The 16,164-nt window shown below is 64.6% G+C and carries 15 protein-coding genes and 3 pseudogenes; 10 read left to right on the top strand and 8 right to left on the bottom strand.

The genetic code is table 11. The features are described 5' to 3' along the window. The coding region (locus ACWDVW_RS09975) for a hypothetical protein (protein WP_449946526.1) at window positions 1–1,418 on the top strand (1,418 nt) is incomplete at its 5' end. A 129-nt stretch (window positions 1,419–1,547) separates the two neighbouring features. Here the strand turns inward: ACWDVW_RS09975 and ACWDVW_RS09970 are convergent. Next, a pseudogene (locus tag ACWDVW_RS09970) lies at window positions 1,548–2,024 on the bottom strand (transposase); the annotation flags it as partial. A 75-nt stretch (window positions 2,025–2,099) separates the two neighbouring features. Here ACWDVW_RS09970 and ACWDVW_RS09965 point away from each other — a divergent pair. Next, window positions 2,100–2,588: a transposase gene (locus ACWDVW_RS09965; RefSeq protein WP_449946525.1), complete on the top strand. Its 489-nt coding sequence runs from the start codon at window positions 2,100–2,102 to the stop codon at window positions 2,586–2,588. Between the two features lie 65 nt (window positions 2,589–2,653). On the opposite strand, the gene ACWDVW_RS09960 is transcribed toward ACWDVW_RS09965, so the two are convergent. The 3 genes and pseudogenes from ACWDVW_RS09960 to ACWDVW_RS09950 form a co-directional block, all read right to left on the bottom strand. Continuing rightward, on the bottom strand, window positions 2,654–3,031 hold the full coding sequence (locus ACWDVW_RS09960) for a hypothetical protein (protein ID WP_449946524.1): 378 nt from the start codon (window positions 3,029–3,031) through the stop codon (window positions 2,654–2,656). 122 nt (window positions 3,032–3,153) lie between these two features. Then, window positions 3,154–3,528 (bottom strand): hypothetical protein, encoded by a 375-nt coding sequence (locus tag ACWDVW_RS09955; RefSeq protein ID WP_449946522.1) that lies wholly within the window; start codon window positions 3,526–3,528, stop codon window positions 3,154–3,156. Window positions 3,529–3,730: 202 nt separating this feature from the next. Next, window positions 3,731–4,505: pseudogene (locus tag ACWDVW_RS09950) on the bottom strand (transposase family protein); the annotation flags it as partial. Between the two features lie 139 nt (window positions 4,506–4,644). Here ACWDVW_RS09950 and ACWDVW_RS09945 point away from each other — a divergent pair. From ACWDVW_RS09945 to ACWDVW_RS09935, 3 genes and pseudogenes are all read left to right on the top strand, one after another. Further along, on the top strand, window positions 4,645–5,082 hold the full coding sequence (locus ACWDVW_RS09945) for a hypothetical protein (protein ID WP_449946520.1): 438 nt from the start codon (window positions 4,645–4,647) through the stop codon (window positions 5,080–5,082). A gap of 213 nt (window positions 5,083–5,295) precedes the next feature. After that, on the top strand, window positions 5,296–6,132 hold the full coding sequence (locus ACWDVW_RS09940) for an IS5 family transposase (RefSeq protein WP_449946519.1): 837 nt from the start codon (window positions 5,296–5,298) through the stop codon (window positions 6,130–6,132). Between the two features lie 679 nt (window positions 6,133–6,811). Continuing rightward, window positions 6,812–7,816, top strand: a pseudogene (locus tag ACWDVW_RS09935) (IS701 family transposase). 251 nt (window positions 7,817–8,067) lie between these two features. On the opposite strand, the gene ACWDVW_RS09930 reads toward ACWDVW_RS09935, so the two are convergent. From ACWDVW_RS09930 to ACWDVW_RS09920, 3 genes are all read right to left on the bottom strand, one after another. After that, the gene (locus ACWDVW_RS09930) at window positions 8,068–8,451 is read right to left on the bottom strand and encodes a hypothetical protein (protein ID WP_449946517.1); all 384 of its coding nucleotides are present in this window, start codon (window positions 8,449–8,451) and stop codon (window positions 8,068–8,070) included. Window positions 8,452–8,551: 100 nt separating this feature from the next. Further along, window positions 8,552–8,929 carry a hypothetical protein gene (locus ACWDVW_RS09925; RefSeq protein ID WP_449946516.1) on the bottom strand — a complete coding sequence of 126 codons (378 nt, stop codon included), beginning with the start codon at window positions 8,927–8,929 and terminating at the stop codon, window positions 8,552–8,554. Window positions 8,930–9,079: 150 nt separating this feature from the next. Beyond that, the gene (locus ACWDVW_RS09920; RefSeq protein WP_449946515.1) at window positions 9,080–9,358 is read right to left on the bottom strand and encodes a hypothetical protein; all 279 of its coding nucleotides are present in this window, start codon (window positions 9,356–9,358) and stop codon (window positions 9,080–9,082) included. A 65-nt stretch (window positions 9,359–9,423) separates the two neighbouring features. On the opposite strand from ACWDVW_RS09920, the gene ACWDVW_RS09915 reads away from it, so the two are divergent. The 4 genes from ACWDVW_RS09915 to ACWDVW_RS09900 all read left to right on the top strand — a co-directional run bounded on the left by ACWDVW_RS09915 (window position 9,424) and on the right by ACWDVW_RS09900 (window position 13,258). Beyond that, window positions 9,424–9,795, top strand: a complete 372-nt coding sequence (locus ACWDVW_RS09915; protein WP_449946513.1) for a hypothetical protein — start codon at window positions 9,424–9,426, stop codon at window positions 9,793–9,795. Between the two features lie 529 nt (window positions 9,796–10,324). Continuing rightward, complete coding sequence (locus ACWDVW_RS09910) at window positions 10,325–11,275, top strand: ABC-three component system protein (protein WP_449946512.1); 951 nt, start codon at window positions 10,325–10,327, stop codon at window positions 11,273–11,275. Next, entirely contained in the window at window positions 11,272–11,541 is a 270-nt protein-coding gene (locus tag ACWDVW_RS09905; protein ID WP_449946510.1) for an ABC-three component system middle component 6, read from the top strand. The genes ACWDVW_RS09910 and ACWDVW_RS09905 overlap by 4 nt, the downstream gene beginning before the upstream one ends. Further along, on the top strand, window positions 11,516–13,258 hold the full coding sequence (locus ACWDVW_RS09900) for an ABC-three component system protein (RefSeq protein ID WP_449946508.1): 1,743 nt from the start codon (window positions 11,516–11,518) through the stop codon (window positions 13,256–13,258). Before ACWDVW_RS09905 ends, ACWDVW_RS09900 begins: the two co-directional genes overlap by 26 nt. 357 nt (window positions 13,259–13,615) lie before the next feature. On the opposite strand, the gene ACWDVW_RS09895 is transcribed toward ACWDVW_RS09900, so the two are convergent. Beyond that, complete coding sequence (locus ACWDVW_RS09895; protein WP_449946507.1) at window positions 13,616–14,206, bottom strand: hypothetical protein; 591 nt, start codon at window positions 14,204–14,206, stop codon at window positions 13,616–13,618. A 626-nt stretch (window positions 14,207–14,832) separates the two neighbouring features. Between ACWDVW_RS09895 and ACWDVW_RS09890 the strand changes: the two genes are divergently transcribed. Continuing rightward, the gene (locus tag ACWDVW_RS09890) at window positions 14,833–15,606 is read left to right on the top strand and encodes a hypothetical protein (RefSeq protein ID WP_449946505.1); all 774 of its coding nucleotides are present in this window, start codon (window positions 14,833–14,835) and stop codon (window positions 15,604–15,606) included. Window positions 15,607–16,164: the final 558 nt, after the last annotated feature.

Here is a 16,164-nt window from a genome sequence, read left to right as displayed (position 1 = left end):
AGACTTGGTGGCAACAACACAGCCGGGTCAAGAAGCTTCTGGAACCCAACGTTGAGCCCGATGAGTTCAGACTGTTCCTACAGTCTATTCCGCTCGACCAACCTTTTGGTGACTCGTTCAAGGTCTTGACACCAATATTTGACAAGGGCCAGAGTGCCGTGGCCGCTTATGAAGCAATCAACAGGACGATCGCGGCACTCGAGAATGCGACCGGGAAGCAGCTGGTGCCGTTCGGTGCGCCTCGGATTGGCGCGCCCATGGGCGCCGAGTACGACAATTGGGTACTGGTCGTGGGTGACCTTGGCAGGTGGCGCCAGTGGCCGGTCGCGGAGGCGGTGGTGGAGTCGGCACGCTCCTCGGCACGTCCGGTGGTCGTGGTCGAGGTCGGTGCCGGGCTTGGGCCGCAGAGCGCTACGCTCACCGCGCTCGCAATGGCGCTCCTGCGGTTCGGTCATCGTGATCAACGGCCGCTGGTTCTCGCCACCGCGCCCGCCGCCGAACTGACGACACTTGTGAACCGCTACGGGCTGCCGGTAGTAAGCCCGGACAGCACCGATCCCGACACGCGGTGGCAGGTGACCGGCCAGGACGGTACGCCGCAATGGTCCGCGCCGTCGTTCACCCCGGCCCTGTTCGTGGCGGCCAGCGAAGCATCGTCGGCCCCCGTCCGGCCACGCGTCTCCGACATGCTGTCGGAATGGCTCGAGCAGCAGGACTGGCCACAGGTAGAAGATTTCCTACGCGACAACACCGCCGAACTGCTGCGCCCGTCGGTCGTTCAGGAGTTGCGAGATCTGATTCAGCATGATCCGGGCAACCGGCTTTTCCCCACCTTCGAGGCCGTGCTCGAACTGGTGCAGGAGGCCGGCGGCGACATCGATCCGGTCGACTCGGTCGAGCCCCGTTACCAGCCCACCGAGCCGATCCGGTTCTTCGAGATGGAGCCGCTCGACACGGTGCCCGACCGTCTGTCGGTCACCTTCGCCCTCGACTACCTGCAACCGAAATCGGCCCCGTTGTCCCGCAAGCCGTGGGACGACCGGCTGCTGCGGCTGATGTACCGGGACGAGCGAGCCCGCGCCCTGGCCACCACTCTGGCCGCCGGAGTACTGGGCGAGCACCAGGGACGAGTCGACGACGGGCGGTGGAACGCCACGGTGTTCAGCGCAGTAGCCGTAACTCTTGGGATGACCGCCGAAGAAGCCCAGCAGCCAGCCTTCGTGGACGCCTGGCGGGCAGCGCTGCATGACGTGGCCTGCTGCGAAGCAAACCCGGCGCATCGCACATACTGGGTGTACCGGCTGGACGAACTACGTCACATGATCGGCAAGGACGGCGTCCCCGGGCATATCAACGGCCCAGCACCCCACCACGCAGAACTACTGAGGGTCCTGACCGAGACGCTGGCGAACTGCTAGTAGTGCTTTGTCATGATCGGAGACGGTCTCGGGGTTTTCTTCGTGTGGGGAAGCGGGTTTTGCAGGTGGGGCATGCGCCGATCAGCCTGGCCAGGAGGGCTTGTAGTTCGCGGAGTAGGGCGTAGAGGGTCAGGCCGGCGCGGGGGCTTTTGGGTCGAGGCGTTGCAGGGTGCAGAAGGCGTGGGCGGCGGATACGAGGGTGACGTGGTGGTGCCAGCCTTGCCAGGTGCGGCCTTCGTAGTGGTCGAGGCCGAGTCCGGTTTTCAGTTCGCGGTAGTCGTGTTCGATGCGCCAGCGGAGTTTCGCCCATCGGATGAGGGTGCGTTTCGGCGTGGTGGCGGGCAGGTTCGACAGCCAGTACTTGGTGGGTTCGTCGTGGTCGGGTGGCCATTCGGCGATCAGCCACGCTTCGGGTAGGTCCTGGTCGCGGTGGGCGGCGAGCAGGATCCGCCCGGCTGGCCGGACCCGCAGGAACACGAACCGGGAGCGCATCTTCACCGGCTGGCCTGCGCGGGTGCGGGAGCCGTCACGCCAGGACACCGACCGGGCCGCGGCGGCACCGTGGGACAGGACCAGATCCTTGACCGAGGTCGCGGGGTCCCGGTACCCACCGGTCGACGGCAGGGTGCTCTGCGTGGACGAGTTCGGGCCGCTGAACCTGCAACCCCGCCCCGGCCGGGCATGGCGACCCCACGGACGGCCGGTGCGGCTGCGAGCCACCTACTCCCGCGACCAGGGCGTACGCCACATGATCGCCGCCCTGGACCTGACCACCGGACGCCTGCGCTACCGGATCCGCGACCGCAACGCTGGCGGGAGTTCCTCAGCTTCCTCAAGACCCTGCGCCGCCGCTGGCCCGACCAACGCCGCAACCTCATCGTGGACAACTTCTCACCGCACAAGCATCCCGAGGTCCGCGCCTGGTGCACCACCAACCACGTCGACCTGGTGTTCCTACCGGCCTATGCATCCTGGCTGAACTGGATCGAAGCCGAGTTCGCCGCAGGGCGGTACTTCGCCCTCAACGGCACCGACCACCGCAGCCACGCCGACCAGGACGTCGCCATCGGCGACTACATCCGCTGGCACAACCAGCGCGCCAAACCGAAATCCACATTCGCCACGAACTTTAAGATCCGCCATCCGGATTACCCGTTCAAGGCAGCTTGACGAGGCACTAGTTAAAGATCAAGTTAGCCCCGCGCACCGTCGGGCGCGCGGGGCTTCCGCGATCGTCAGTCTCTGAGAAGAGTGATATAAGGCGCGCCAAACGTGCCGTAGGTCCGGATCACGTTCTTGACGTTCGTGTTGATCGATGCGGATATGATGTACTTAGTTTCACCGCTCGGACTGTATGCGAACACGTCGACCGACGTTCTGCTGCCAGCGTCGACTACGGTACTCCAACACTTGCCGGGCGCCACCAAGTTGCTTATGTATCCGCCGCGCGTCGGGAACTGGAGGAAGGACGTGTAGTTCGCCTTGTTGCAGAGCCCGATCCGGTTGGTTGACGCAGCGGCGGCCGGGGTCGCCGCAGTGCCCAAACCCGCCAGAACCAGAGCGCCGGCCAGTAAAGGCCTCCACGCACTGACAATGCGATTAATCGCTGCCATATAGACTCCTATGATCGAGGATGCAATGGTGCATGCGGCAGGTGTGCCGTTTTCGCATCTAAAGCGGACCTGGGTCCGTTGCCATGGCCCATAAATCAGCATGCGTATAAGATTTACAGCCGTCAGTCCCTAGAAATGGTGAAGTAGGGAGCGTTGATCGTGCCGTAGGTACGGATCACGTTCTTGACATTCGTGTTGATCCCTGCGGAGCCGATATACTTGAACTCGTTTGGACGGAGCGCAAACACGCGGACCGACTCCCTGCTGCCAGCGGTAATTGTGCCACTCCAACACTTTCCTGGTGCCACCTCAAAGGTGTAGAACCCGTCACGCAAGGGGAAATCGAGGAAGGACGTGTAGTTCGCCTTGTTGCAGAGCCCGATCCGGTTGGTTGACGCAGCGGCGGCCGGGGTCGCCGCGGCGGCCAAACCCGCCAGAACCAGAGCGCCGGCCAGGAAAGGCCTCCACGCCTTGAGGATGCGGTTAACTGCTGCCATCTGGACTCCTGCAATCTTGTCGGGTCAGGTGCGCCTGACCTACGTGTACCGCGTCTTTGCAAACGACGGATACGCCATGCCCTGCGTTCACGAAACTCCAGAATCCTTGATCGCCGCGTCAGACGTGGCGCACGACGTCTCGTAACTCGTTGAAGGTGTTGTCCGGTGCCGGTGCTGGTGTCACCCGAGCTGGATGATGTTGGTGTAGTTGGGCGATGCCGGCGGCGGTGTCGGTCAATGTGTGGGCGGCGCGGCGGTAGTCGCGCAGGATCTTGAAGGCCTTCATACGGGCCAGAGCGTGTTCGGCCTGGGCGCGGACGCTGCGGTGTTGCTTGTCCAGGTTCTCCTTCCACTCGGGCAGTTCGCCGCCGTCGGAGGGTTTGCGGTAGGGGATGATCACATCGAGGTTGCCGCGGTAGGCGCCGTCGGCCATGACGGGGCGTCCGGCGAGTTTCTGGTCGATGCCTGAGGTGCGGTAGACGATGGTGTCGTTGCGGTTGCCGGGCTGCGGATTACCGAGGGCCACGACCAGGCGGGTGTGGGCGTCGATGGCGACCTGCAGGTTCGTCGAGTAGCGGTAGTTCTTGCTCGGGGCGGCCAGGCGGGGGTCGCGGGTCGGGATGAGCGTTGTCGTCGACGATGCTGATCTGGTCGACCCGACAACGACGTCCCGCGGTGAGCGCCAGCAGCGGGCCGAGAGTGTCGATCACCCTGTGAGCGGCGGAGTGCGACACCCCGAACAGCGGGCCGACCTGCCGCATCGTCAGGTTCGTGCGCCAGTAAGCGGCGACCAGCAGTACCCGGTCGGCGAGGTCGAGCGACCACTGCCGGCCCGGCCGACCATCAGCGATCACGTCTCCGCCACGCTCGGCGACCAGCCGGACCAGCCTGCGGAACTGGGCGGGCTACAGCCCGGTGAACGGGAAGATCCACTCCTGGCGGCCCGCCGAGATCACCTGCGCCCCGACATGATCCATCATAGACCAGCCACCCATTTACGTACGTACGAGACGTCGTTGAGGTTGAACGCCGGACGTGGTCGCATCCGTCTTCTGCAGAAGACATGGCCGGCGAGGGTCAGGCGCAGCTGACCCCGACAAGATCTCAGGAGTCCTGATGGCAGCACTCAACCGCATCCTCAAGGCGTGGCGACCCGTCACGGTCAGCGCTCTGCTCCTAGCATGTTTGGTCACCGCCGCGACCGCGGCCACCGTGGTTACCCCGGCCACCGCAGCGACCCCGACCACCGCAGCGACCCCGACCGCCGCCGCGTCGACCAACCGGATCGGACTCTGCAACAAAGCGACCTACAATTCTTTCCTGAGGTTTCCCGCACAAAACGGGTTCACGACCTTCGCGGTAGCGCCGGGCAAATGTTGGAGCGGCTTGTTCGCCGCTGGCCGCACGGAGCAGGTCGAGGTGTATGCACACTTTGGCTTCGACCTTAGCCAGGGCTACCATCTCGGCACTGTCTGGGTCAACACGAGCGTGAAGAACGTGTTCCGGACCTACGGCACGAAAGACAGGCCCTACTACACCTGTCTCAGGGACTGACGACTGCGCAAGCCCCGCGCGCCTACTGTGTGGGGCCGTGGCACCAAGATTCGTCTGTGGCTGCCGCTTACAGAGTAGATGCCCAGCGATGGTCTGAAGGGTGGGGGGTGTGTCGATTCCGGCTCTGTCTCAGAGCGCGTTTGGGATGTGTGCTGGTCGGGTGTGTCGCACAGTGGCTCCGATCGATGGGTCGGGTCCGGTCGGTAGACGGGTATGGATCGAGTGCGGCGGTATCCGTCTGACCTGACCGACAGCGAGTGGGAGATCGTTGAGCCGATGCTGCCGTCGCCGCAGTGGATGGGCAGGCCGGAGAAGCATGCTCGTCGGGCGGTCGTCGACGGCATCCTGTACGTGGTGCGGACCGGGTGTGCGTGGCGGTACCTGCCGGTGGACTTCCCGCCCTGGCAGACCGTGTACTCGCACTTCCAACGGTGGAACCGGCGGGGTGTGACCGAGCGGATCCTCACCGAACTGCGAGAACAGGTCCGTCTGGCCCACGACTGGCAGCCGCAGCCCACGGCGGGGATCATCGACTCCCAGTCGGTCCGGGCCGCGGACACCGTGCACGGTGACACCCGAGGCTACGACAGCGGGAAGAAGACCAACGGTCGCAAGCGGTTCATCGTGACCGACACCCTGGGCCTGCTGGTCACCGTCTGGGTCCTGGCCGCCTCGTGGCAAGACCGCGACGGCGCGAAGGGCGCCCTGATCGCCACCTATGTGGCGACCCCGATCCGGCACGTGTTCGCCGACTCCGGGTTCGCCGGCCGCCTGGTCGACTGGACCCGCGACACCCTCCGCACCAGCCTGGAGATCGTGCGGAAACCCGCCGACCAGCAAGGGTTCGTGGTGCACCGCCGCCGCTGGGTGGTGGAGAGGACCCTGGCCTGGCTCACCACCCACCGCCGACTGGCCCGCGACTACGAAACCCGCCCCACCACCTCAGAGGCCATGATCCGCTGGGCCGCCATCGCCGGCATGCTCGCCCGCCTCACCCGAGGCGGACCCGCCACCCGCCAACAACGCTGCACCTTCAACACACCCGACTGACAGACATGCGAAACGCTCTCTCAGAATCTACGCAGTCCCGCCACTCTGTGCGGTGTTTCGTCCGAGCTTCACGTTCGCTCGCGACCGAACTGCGGGATGCCCGTGCGCGCCTATGCCTCGGATCCCGTCCCGGGCAGCTCGTGACCGTCGCCGTCGGTCGCCGACGCGAACCACGAAGTCGGGGCAGCACCCACCGTAGGTCGTGCTCACTACGGCCCCGACGATGACGTAACGCGCAAGGCGCGCAATCGAACGAGTGCCGTTCGCGGGCTTGGGCCGAGCGGGGTGCCGTCTACCCGTAGCGCCAGACCTTCCCCGTTCGACGACCCGTGGCCGCGCGTCCGGACCCGATCATGGACACGGGTGACTCGTGTAGTCAGATCACTGCGTCCGTGCATGTAGTCCTGCTCCCCGACCTCGATCACGTCGCATAGCGATTACGGCTCCGGCCAGGTCGAGCGCTATGGAAAATGGATCATCCGCCGTAGCTGACAGGTGGCCCCGGTCTAATACTCGAGCCGCATTTGCCTGACACGAAGTTTTGGCAGCTCGTGGGCGTGATGTATGTCGGAGTTGGCCACGTAGCTGCGGATGTCGAGGCTATTCGGTGCGCGGGTTGCGTGGTCGTACTGTCTGTCTGTTGTGGTCGGTGGCAGCGCGGGCAGGCTCCGTGCTTGTGTTGATCGATGAGATTGTGGGCTGGCGGGTGGGTCTGGGTGATCTGCTGGCGCGGTTCGCGCACCGGTTCGGACGTACAGAGCCGCGTCGGTAGGCGCTGACTTACCTGGTCGGGTTGTTGTCGCCTTTGGCGAGCAAGAACGGTTGGACCTTGGCCGAGGCGGCCGGTGACGCCACCCCGGACCGGATGTAGCGGCTGCTCAACAGGTCGGCGTGGGATCCGGAGGCTGTCCGCGATGACCTGTTCGCCTACGTGTCCGAGCACCTCGGTCATGACGACGGAGTGCTGGTCGTCGATGAGACCGGATTCCTGAAGAAGGGGATCAAGTCGGCGGGGGTGCAGCGTCAGTACTCCGGCACGGCCGGGCGGACGGAGAACTGCCAGCTCGGGGTTTTCCTGGCCTATGCCAGCCCGTCCGGGCGCACCCTGGTCGACCGTGAGTTGTATCTACCCCGCGGCTGGTGCGATGACCCCGCCCGTCGTGAGGCAGCCGGCATCGCAGCCAGCGTCGGGTTCGCCACGAAACCCGCGCTGGGACTGCGGATGCTCGAACGCGCCATCACCGCCGGACTGCCGGCACGGTGGGTCACCGCCGACGAGGCCTACGGGCAGGACTCGAAGTTCCGGACCTGGCTACACTCCCCACCCGGCACGGTTAACGGACACGGCCACTGGCTGCTGATCCGCCGCAGCATCACCAACCCCACGGACCTGGCCTACTACCTGTGCTGCGGCCCTGCCGACACCAGCGACGAGACCCTCATCCGGACCACCGGGACTCGGTGGGCGATCGAGGAGTGCTTCCAGACCGCCAAGACCGAGGTCGGCCTGGACCATTATCAGGTGCGCCGCTACGACGCCTGGTACCGGCACATAACCCTCGTCCTGTGCGCCCACGCCTACCTCGCCGTCACCGCCGCCCACGCCAAAAAGGGGGCACTGAATCCGATGACGGCCTCATTCCTCTCACCCTCGGCGAGGTCCGCCGTCTCCTGGCACACCTGATCACCACCACCCGACCCTTCGACCACATCCATCGATGGTCACGATGGCGACGACGACACCAATACCGCGCCAGAACAGCCCACTACCAGCGAAGACTCCAACTCCACCAGGTGCGGCTGGAGTATTAACCCGAAGCCCGTGACCAGGCAACATCCTGGTCACGGGCTTCGCCGATCGATCTGCTCCGGCAGTCGACCACAAAGGACGTCCTCTCTCAGGCGTGGCGCCCCCGTGTCCTGCTTCGGCGGTCGTCAGTCTCGGAGAAGAGTGATATAGGGCGCGTCGTACGTGCCGTAGGTCCGGAACACGTTCTTGACATTCGTATTGACCGACGCGGAAATGACGTATCTGGGTTCACGGCTCGAATTGAACGCAAATACGTCGACCGGCTCCCTGCTGCCGGCATTGATTGTAGCGCTCCAACACTTTCCTGGAGCCACCAATTCGCTCAAATAGGAGCCCCTCAAGGTGTTGGGAAAGAGCAGGAGCGCACTGTAGGTCGCCTTGTTGCAGAGTCCGATCCGGTTGGTTGACGCGGCGGCGGCCGGCGTCGAAGCGGTGGCCAGACCCGCCAGAACCAGAGCGCTGGCCAGGACAGGTTTCCACGCCTTGAAAATGCGGTTCAGTGCTGCCATCTAGGCTCCTATGGTCTCTTGTCGGGTCAGTGGCGCCTGCTCCACCTGTACCGTGTCTTGCCGGGCGCGCGGGTCGGATGGAGTGCGATCTTGCCGTGATTCAGTTTCTGCTAAGGGTGAAAGAGGGGGCGTCAACCGTGCCGTAGGTCCGGAACACATTTTTGACGTCCGTGCTGACCTCGCGGTAGCCGATATACGTGTCACGGCTGAGGCCGAAGGCGGCATACACGACGACCACCTCCCGCTTGCCGACGGTGAAGGCGGAACTCCAGCAATCGCCCGGTGCCACCATGTAGCTCCGGAACCCCCCACGTGCGGGGAAATCCAGGTACGACGTGTAGGTCGCCTTGTTGCAGAGTCCGATCCGGTTGGTTGACGCGGCGGCGGCCGGCGTCGAAGCGGTGGCCAGACCCGCCAGAACCAGAGCGCTGGCCAGGACAGGTTTCCACGCCTTGAAAATGCGGTTCAGTGCTGCCATCTAGGCTCCTATGGTCTCTTGTCGGGTCAGTGGCGCCTGGCCCTCGGGTGTCGCGTCTTCTGCAGAACACGACGGATGGGCCAGTAACCGACGTTCAAGAACTCCAAAAATACTGGTCTGAGCACCGGAGGCCCCCCTCGCCAACCTGGCTCACAAGACGAACGACGCGAGCCAGGAGCTCCGCTCGATCGCATTAGCCGCATCTACGACGAGGCGTGGATCGACGAGGTCCAGGATCTCAATGGGTGGGACCTGGAGATCCTCGCCCTCCTGATGAAATCGCCACTCGACCTTTACATGGTGAGCGACATCAGGCAGGCGATCCTCAACACCAACGATCGGGACCCCAAGCACCGGCAGTACAAGGGTGTAGAGATCAAGGGTTGGTTCGATCTGCAGGCCGACAAGGAGCGACTGAAGATTTTGCACGCAGCCGAAACCTGGCGCTGCAACCAAACCATTGCGACCTTCGCCGACTCGGTCTTCGGACCCGAGTGGGCTTCGAGCCCACGGTCTCCAGAAACCAGCACACCGTCCCGCACAGCGGCATCTTCGTCGTCAGTGTCGACGACACCGAAGCGTACCTCCAGGCGTTCAAGCCGCTTTGCCTGCGCTACAACGCAGGCAGCTGGAAGGAAGTCGATCTACCGCTCCCGAACATCGGCCTCGCCAAGGGCATGGGCGCTGACCACGTCCTTGTGGCTCCGACCACCAAGATGGAGAGCTTCGTGCGGTCCAACAAGCCGCTCGAACCAGCCACTGCCTGTTCGCTCTACGTCGCCGTCACCCGGGCTCACCACAGCCTGGCCTTCCTGTCGAAGACGCCTGACAGGCTCGGCCTGCCGATCTGGCGTCCCGTCGCCTGACAGTCCGAGTGGCCGCAGAACACTCATTGCCGCCGTCTTGGTGCGATGGCAGCGACGCGTTCGTCTTGATCAACTTGCTGTTGGGTCGGCGAAGTAGCCGACGTCCATGGAGCCCGACGCGACGCGGACGCGGTAGCCCCATTACCGTAGGACCTACAGACATCGTGGCCACCTGCTGACCGGGTTGTCGACCGTGGCTGACGCGGTCGATGACACCCGTGAGCGCGAGTTCGTTGAGCTCGCCGGATACTCGCCGCTTGAGGACCCGACTTCGGCTTGGCATGCGGTCTGGCAGCTCAATCCCAGCATGTACGACGCCACCGACGCGATTTTGGACGACCCAGACCCAGGTGTGCAGCAGGAGCCGCATGGGAAGGGCAGGCCTGCGCGGGTGAACCTAGGTGGAGCATCGTGGCTGCGCAAGCCGGCGCGGGGTTAGACACCGGGCGTTCGGTTGATGGCGTCCTTCACAGAATCCACTACCTTACGTTACGTTCGATGCACGCTCGGCTTCGGTGGAGGTGGCTGGTTGACGGTCTTGAACTTCCACGAGCGGATGTACGTCAAGTTCGTGTACCGAGAGCTAATGGTGTCGCTGCACGGCGACGCGTTCGAGGACTTTTTCCACCGGCTCATGTCGGCGCGGTACGCCGACTTCGTGCAGGTCCGCACCCATGGCAACCTCGGCGACCTCGGGGCGGACGGGCTGCGGCTGCACAACGGCCGCCTATACGCGTGCTATGCCCCTGAGGTCTTCGACGCCGTCAAGGTCGGCGGGAAGTTCGGCGGCGACCTGGCGAAGGCGCTGCGGAAGCGGCCCGGCGAGTTCAAGGCGTTCGTGTTCGTCTACAACGACGCCCGAGGACTGCACCCGGAGGTCACGCGCCTGCTGGCACAGGCCCGGCGTGACCATCCAGCCATCGAATTTGAACCCATGGGCCCGCCACACCTCCTGCGCAAACTGTTCGACCTGCTGCGGCACGAGATCGAAGACCTACTCCGGGCACCGATCCAGGTCGAGAACCTCGTCTATGGCGTCGGCCTGGACGACCTTGCACCGCTGCTGCAACACCTCGTGGAGAACCGGAGACGCGCCAACGGGCGGGCCGCGCCGCGCGAGGTCTCCGCGCTCAAGATGGACTACAACGACCTCAGCGACGACGATCAGGAAATGCTGCGCCTCGGCATGCGACACACCCACCTGGTCGAGCAGTACTACCAAGGCGTTACCGACGTGACCGAGCGGGACGAGGTCGCCGCCGACTTCAACGCCTACTACCGGCAGATGGCCGAGCAACACCAAAATCCGGACGAGGTCGTCACTGAACTGCAAAAGTACGTCGCAGGTAATCAGCGCGGCCGGGCCGGCATGGAGATCGCCCTGTGGGTGGTGCTGGCCTACTTCTTCGAGACCTGCGACATCTTCCAGGAGCCGCCGTCTGGGTGGCAGCCCAGCGCTGCGCACGCCGTGCCGTCATGATCGTGCCGACGAAGGGCATCACGCCGCAGCGGTCCCTACTTGCCGTCGGTGCCCAAATCCTGCAGAACCTCGACCGGCCGATGACCGTCAGCCAAGCCTGGGCGACACTCCGACACTGGCGTCACACACACGGCCACCACGCACCTGTACCTTTCTGGTGGTTTGTCCTAGCCCTCGATGCCCTGTTTGCGCTGGGGGTGGTCGACCTGGAAGATGAACTGCTCGTGGCGAGGAGGGCGGATGCTGCGGCAACTCAGCGCCTCTGACCCACGCTTCAAGACCATCGACTTCCACGACGGTCTCAACGTCCTCGTCGCCGACACGACCAGCACCTCCCGCGACACCGACAGCCGCAACAGCGCCGGCAAGTCCAGCATGATCGAACTGCTGCACTTCCTCCTTGGCGGTGGCGGCGACAAGAACTCACTGCCCGCGCACCGCCAGTTGCGCAACACCACGTTTGGGCTCCGGTTGGACTGGCCAGGAATCCCCGACGGGCTGCGCGTGCAACGAAGCGCATCACGCACCACGGCGATCAGCTTGCGACCCATGCCACCCGGTGCCGCCCCCGACCAGCTCGACCTGGGAGCCGGTGAAATCCAGCTACCGGAGTGGCAGCGGCTCATCGAACGCGATCTGTTCCGGCTGCCGACCGAGCACCCCGGGGTCAGCGGGCGGGCGCTGCTGTCCTTCCTGATACGCCGCATCAGCTCGCATGCCTTCAACAGCCCCACCCGCACCCACTCCCGGCACTCCGACGCTGAAGGAACCACCAACCTGGCTTACCTGCTCGGCCTGGACTGGCAACTGGCCGACCGGTACCGCACGCTCAAAGCCCGCGAGACCACCAGCAAGCAATTGCGCAACGCAGCCAACGACCCGATCCTCGGGCGCATCGTCGGTAAGGCGTCCGAGCTACGCGGTCAGATCGCCGTCGCCGAACACCGCGTCAACGAAGTCGAACGGCAGGTTGCCGGTTTCCGCGTCGTGCCCGAGTACGAGAACCTGCGCCGCCGCGCCGACGAGATGGATCAACGGATCCGGGCGCTGCGCAACCAGGACGTCCTGGACCGACGCAACCTGGCAGACCTCGAAAAGGCCGTCGAGGAAGCCGTCGACCCGGACATCGCCTACCTCGAATCCACCTACGCCGAACTCGGCGTCGTCCTCAGCGACCAGGTCCGCCGCAGCTTCGCCGACGTCGAAGCCTTCCACAACTCCGTCGTACGCAACCGACGCCGCTACCTCGGCGAAGAAGCCGCTACGATCCGCACCCGCCTCACCGAACGCGAAGCCGAACGGGAACGCCTCGGCACCGAACTGGCTACCGTGCTGCGCGCCCTCAACGAAGGCGGAGCTCTCGACGCGCTCACCACGCTCCAGCAGGTCCTCGCCCAAGAACAGGCCATGCTCGCCGCACTGCGCCACAGGTACGAAGCGGCGCAGGCCCTGGAAGCCAGCCGCCGCAGCATCGCCACCGACCGCATCGCACTGCAACAGGCCACCGAAGCAGACATCGACGAACGCCGCCGAATAGTCGACGAAGCGGTCGTGCTGTTCGCCGAGTTCGCCCAAACCCTCTACGGCGAAGGCCGCGAAGCCTACCTGCGCTTCTCACCCGGCGACAGCAGCCTGCGCATCGACCCACACATCGCCAGCGACAACAGCGGCGGCATCGGCAACATGGTCATCTTCTGTTTCGACCTCACCGTCGCCGTCCTCGGCCACCGGGGACGCCGCGCCCCGAACTTCCTCGTCCACGACAGCCACCTCTTCGACGGCGTCGACGAACGACAGGTCGCCCGAGCACTCACCCTCGCTGCCGAGGTCGCCCGCCGCGAGCAGATGCAGTATCTCGTCACGCTTAACTCCGACGAGCTGGACAAGGCCGTCCGCCGAGGCTTCGATCCGACCGGGCGCGTGCTCGAACAGCGCCTGACCGACGCCTACGAATCAGGCGGCCTATTCGGGTTCCGGTTCTGACGCGTTCGGCCTTCATACATCGAGCCAACGTCGGATGCCCCGGCCGCTCGGCCGGGGCATCCTTGATCGTCTACTCGAACCCAAAACCGGTTTCCACGATCAGTGACTGACCAGTCGCGTTTCGCGTTTGCAGTTCTGTGATGTGCCCCCGGCAGGATTCGAACCTGCGACACACGGTTTAGGAAGGCGACTCACACCGGCTGGCTACTTCCTCCGTGACCTGCGCATATGAGCTGGCCACCGGCGCTGTTGAGCAAGATCGTTGCACACCCTCTGCACGAGACGACCCAGGTCGACTCCGCTGAAGGGCAGAGCCGCTCACGCAGGTAGGCATCCGCCACGGCGGCGACCCGCTCGTCAGGTGGCGCTTGCGATTTCCTGCCGTCCGTTCACCGGCTCCGGCTCCCCGTCACCGCCCTGCTCCTGGCTGCCCTTCGCCAGCCGATCCAACTCCCACATAGCGCGCATCCGGGCCGGCGCCTGCCACCACCGACCGTCGAGGACCATCGCAATCTGCTTCGACAGGTCATGAATCAGGCGGGCCTTGTCGTGGCGAGTACGGGTCGACAGCATGACCCCCTGCACGGTGCTGATGTACGTGATGACGAGGTTCATCGAAGGGCCGAAGAAGGTGCTGGCGTGCCGGTCCATGGAGTCAACGAGCGCCTGCGCCTGGTCGCGCAACCGCTCGTATTGTCGTTTCCGCTCGGCGAGCAGACTCTCCCTCACCTCACCCTTGGCGTCTTTCGGCATGTCGATGGAGAGGAACGCGGCGGGCAGAGCAACACCCGTGATGGCTGCCGAGAGCTCACGCCGGGAGCGGAGCGCTCCGAGAATCCGTTCTTTTCGGGCTTCGAGCCAGGGCTTCGCTGCGTACTCGACGGCAAGGGTCACCACGAGCGCGGTCACGGCGGATGTGGCGACGGTGTCCCAGTTGATCGACGGCATGTGAGGAGTTTGCCGGTCGGGGCGCTTCCATGACCGGCGACACACCTGCGGGAGACAGTCTGCCGGCGGCGGGCGTGTTGCCACGAGCCTTCTGGACTGCCTGCTCCGCAACCCTTGGATCGCGGGTGACCAGGATGCCCGGACCAGTCGAGCCCGTTGGGGAAAAGTGACCTGACGTAGCAAGGAGTGTGATCGAATGCCGTGCCACGCGGTCATACGCATCGTCCATGCCGTCGAGCATGATCGAATGCGGGGTACGCGGTGCGGTGTTCGCTGACGATCTGCTGACTTTCCGATGAGGCGCTGCGGGCGCCCGAGGACGGCCGGAGGCCGCCCGCAGGGCAGTCCGCGAGCGCGCGGTCAACTTCCGAACCCCTCGCCTGCATCGGCGCGGATCAACAACATCAACAGCGAGGTGCCTCTCTGCTCGCCAGCGACCCCCGCGTACTGCTGAGCTTGACGTCGATGGGTCGCTGTTTTACCCTTAATTTCCTAGCTAAAAATTGAGGGTAAAGATGCTGCCAGGATTGAATCCCGGAGACCGGCTCCCCCGCCGTGAGGTCCATGCCCGCTTCGGCGGCCGGAGACAGGGAGGAATTTCACCGTCCCGTGAAGCCCCTGTCGTGATGTTCTTTACTGATCCCCGAACCGGGCATCAGCACGGGTACTACGACGGCTGGGATGAACAAGGTCTGCTGAACTACGTCGGCGAAGGCCAGCAGGGAGATCAGAGATTTACTCAAGGCAACAAGTCGATCTTGCTTCACAAGGAGGAAGGTCGAACGCTCGAAGGTTTCCTCGCCAACGGTCCTGTGGTCACCTACCTCGGGGAGTTTGAGCTAGTTGACACCTATCTACGAGACGCGCACGAGACGGGCAACGAGGTCGCCCTTCGACAGGTGATCGTCTTCCGGCTCCGCCCTCGCAACGAGGTCCCCGTCGAGTTACCCAGCACACCTATCACGCCGACCGCCGCACCAGTCGTCAACATGGTGCCCGTCGAGGAGCAGCACACCGAGCGCAGCTTCGTGACGCCCAACCGCGAGCCGTACGAACTTGAGCGGATCGAGGCCACTTTGGTTCGCCGCTACCGAAACTATCTGCAGAGTCAGGGACATGCAGTGGGGCGGTTGCGGATCATTCCGCCTGGCGAAGGATCGCCGCTCTACAGCGACCTATGGGACGAGACAAAGCGCGAGCTTGTTGAGGCCAAGGGCAGCGTCACTCGTGAGCAGCTACGTCAAGCCGTAGGGCAGCTGCTCGACTACGGTCGCTTCGTCGACGCTTCAGTTCGCAGTGTCCTCGTTCCATCCCGCCCCCGCGGAGACCTCCTCGACTACCTACGGCATGCCGGGGTCGGCGTCATCTATCCAGACGGCGACAGATGGGTTCGCGAATGAAAGCTCCGGTTGGACCCGGCCGGGAGCGTCCCTATGGCTGAGGTCGCGGTAGTGATTGCAAAGATCGCCGCCCGGCCGTCGGTCTTGTGGCGCCTCGCCTGGCTAGTCTTCTGCTTGCTCGTTCTCCTACTCTTCGGCGCTCGGACGCTCCAGCTGATCACGCCATCGGTCATTGCCGGCGCCACCGGCTCTTCATCGAAGGCGGCGCCGTCGCCCTCGCCCGACTCGCGACCTGGGGAGTTTGGTCCGATGGCCACCTACGTTCTGCCATCGGTCGCATGGCTCTTGATCGCTGCCGCTGGCATCGTACTAATGCTCTAGTTCCTCTGATCGAAGGTCACCAAGGCCCTGTGGAGGGCCCCTCACGTAGGTGGCCTTCTGCTCCGCAGCTCCGGTCGATGCGGTCCGGTCAGGCTGCCCGCGCCGTCGATCGGCGCATGGCGGTCCCGCGCGAGGCGCTGCGGGTCGGTCGATTGCTGCGCTCCGCTGCTGCACTTCGGTCTGCGTGACCCGGGCCTTGCAAAGATCAAGGCTCCTGTCGGCTGATGTCGGCCACTG

Source organism: Micromonospora sp. NPDC003241, assembly GCF_053589795.1.
This window is presented reverse-complemented; position numbering and strand designations above follow the sequence as displayed.

Bases quoted from the DNA above. Each gene is read 5' to 3' on its own strand.
- ACWDVW_RS09965 (WP_449946525.1), top strand. From the start codon at position 2,100: ATGGCGACCCCACGGACGGCCGGTGCGGCTGCGAGCCACCTACTCCCG.
- ACWDVW_RS09960 (WP_449946524.1), bottom strand. From the start codon at position 3,031: ATGGCAGCGATTAATCGCATTGTCAGTGCGTGGAGGCCTTTACTGGCC.
- ACWDVW_RS09955 (WP_449946522.1), bottom strand. From the start codon at position 3,528: ATGGCAGCAGTTAACCGCATCCTCAAGGCGTGGAGGCCTTTCCTGGCC.
- ACWDVW_RS09945 (WP_449946520.1), top strand. From the start codon at position 4,645: ATGGCAGCACTCAACCGCATCCTCAAGGCGTGGCGACCCGTCACGGTC.
- ACWDVW_RS09940 (WP_449946519.1), top strand. From the start codon at position 5,296: ATGGATCGAGTGCGGCGGTATCCGTCTGACCTGACCGACAGCGAGTGG.
- ACWDVW_RS09930 (WP_449946517.1), bottom strand. From the start codon at position 8,451: ATGGCAGCACTGAACCGCATTTTCAAGGCGTGGAAACCTGTCCTGGCC.
- ACWDVW_RS09925 (WP_449946516.1), bottom strand. From the start codon at position 8,929: ATGGCAGCACTGAACCGCATTTTCAAGGCGTGGAAACCTGTCCTGGCC.
- ACWDVW_RS09905 (WP_449946510.1), top strand. From the start codon at position 11,272: ATGATCGTGCCGACGAAGGGCATCACGCCGCAGCGGTCCCTACTTGCC.
- ACWDVW_RS09900 (WP_449946508.1), top strand. From the start codon at position 11,516: ATGCTGCGGCAACTCAGCGCCTCTGACCCACGCTTCAAGACCATCGAC.
- ACWDVW_RS09895 (WP_449946507.1), bottom strand. From the start codon at position 14,206: ATGCCGTCGATCAACTGGGACACCGTCGCCACATCCGCCGTGACCGCG.
- ACWDVW_RS09890 (WP_449946505.1), top strand. From the start codon at position 14,833: ATGTTCTTTACTGATCCCCGAACCGGGCATCAGCACGGGTACTACGAC.